General features: G+C 41.8%; 2 tRNA genes and 1 rRNA gene. All 3 read right to left on the bottom strand.

Annotation, left to right across the window (positions count from 1 at the left end):
- Positions 1–419: 419 nt before the first annotated feature.
- Positions 420–495, bottom strand: a tRNA-Ala gene (locus tag H5181_RS20305).
- 149 nt (positions 496–644) lie between these two features.
- Positions 645–721 (bottom strand) — tRNA-Ile (locus H5181_RS20300).
- A gap of 217 nt (positions 722–938) precedes the next feature.
- Positions 939–999, bottom strand: a 16S ribosomal RNA gene (locus H5181_RS20295); the annotation flags it as partial.

Below are 999 nucleotides of genomic sequence, written 5' to 3'. Positions count from 1 at the left end.
CAACGCTTTTCGCAAGTTATTACGTCCTTCATCGCCTCTGACTGCCAAGGCATCCACCGTATACGCTTGGTCACTTAACCATACAACCCAAATGAGTTTCACACCCTTGAATTAACAAGAGAAGAACTCTGGGTCATATCATGACCAGCTGGTTTTTACTTGTCTCACCTCCAGGGTAGGAAGTGTACTCGCCTTAGTTTTTTAGAATATTCAAGACACTTAAACAGTGTTTTGAGAACTCAAGTGTTAATGCTTTCGCATTAACGTTTTTCGCACTAACGTAATCACACAAACGACAACGAATCATTTATGCGCCTTTAGTTAGTACTATCAGCTTTCCAAATTGTTAAAGAGCGGGCTTAAAAAAGCCAAAGATAAAATTTCGTTTATCTTTGGCATCTCTTACCAATTGCATGTAATGGTGGAGCTATGCGGGATCGAACCGCAGACCTCCTGCGTGCAAGGCAGGCGCTCTCCCAGCTGAGCTATAACCCCTTTACATACAGCGAGAATAAATATCAAGTAACCAATCATAAGATTGGCGAAGCCAAATCAAATTTTAACAAGTTAATTCAATGCGACGTTTCCTCTCTTATTAAAAGAGTCTAAACGAGTATTTAATTAACGCAGATAAAATGAAGATTTGGTGGGTCAGAGTGGACTTGAACCACCGACCTCACCCTTATCAGGGGTGCGCTCTAACCAGCTGAGCTACAGACCCATTCTTTTTGGTCTTTTAATCCTTACTCGGCGTTACTTTCTTTGTTTCTCAGTCATGTGCTAAAAGCACACTCCCTGCGAGACTCATCAAGTGCCTTGATTAAGAATCAAAATCCTCAAAAATACCTTTCGATATCTTTCTCTTTCTTTCTATCAAGTAATCTGTGTGAACACTCACATGCATCTCTGCACTTTAGGTATTGAGTTAGTCGTATAGGTAAGGAGGTGATCCAGCCCCAGGTTCCCCTAGGGCTACCTTGTTACGACTTCACCCCAGTC

Source organism: Shewanella sp. SG44-2 (genome assembly GCF_014164215.1).
GTDB lineage: Bacteria > Pseudomonadota > Gammaproteobacteria > Enterobacterales > Shewanellaceae > Shewanella > Shewanella frigidimarina.
This window is presented reverse-complemented; position numbering and strand designations above follow the sequence as displayed.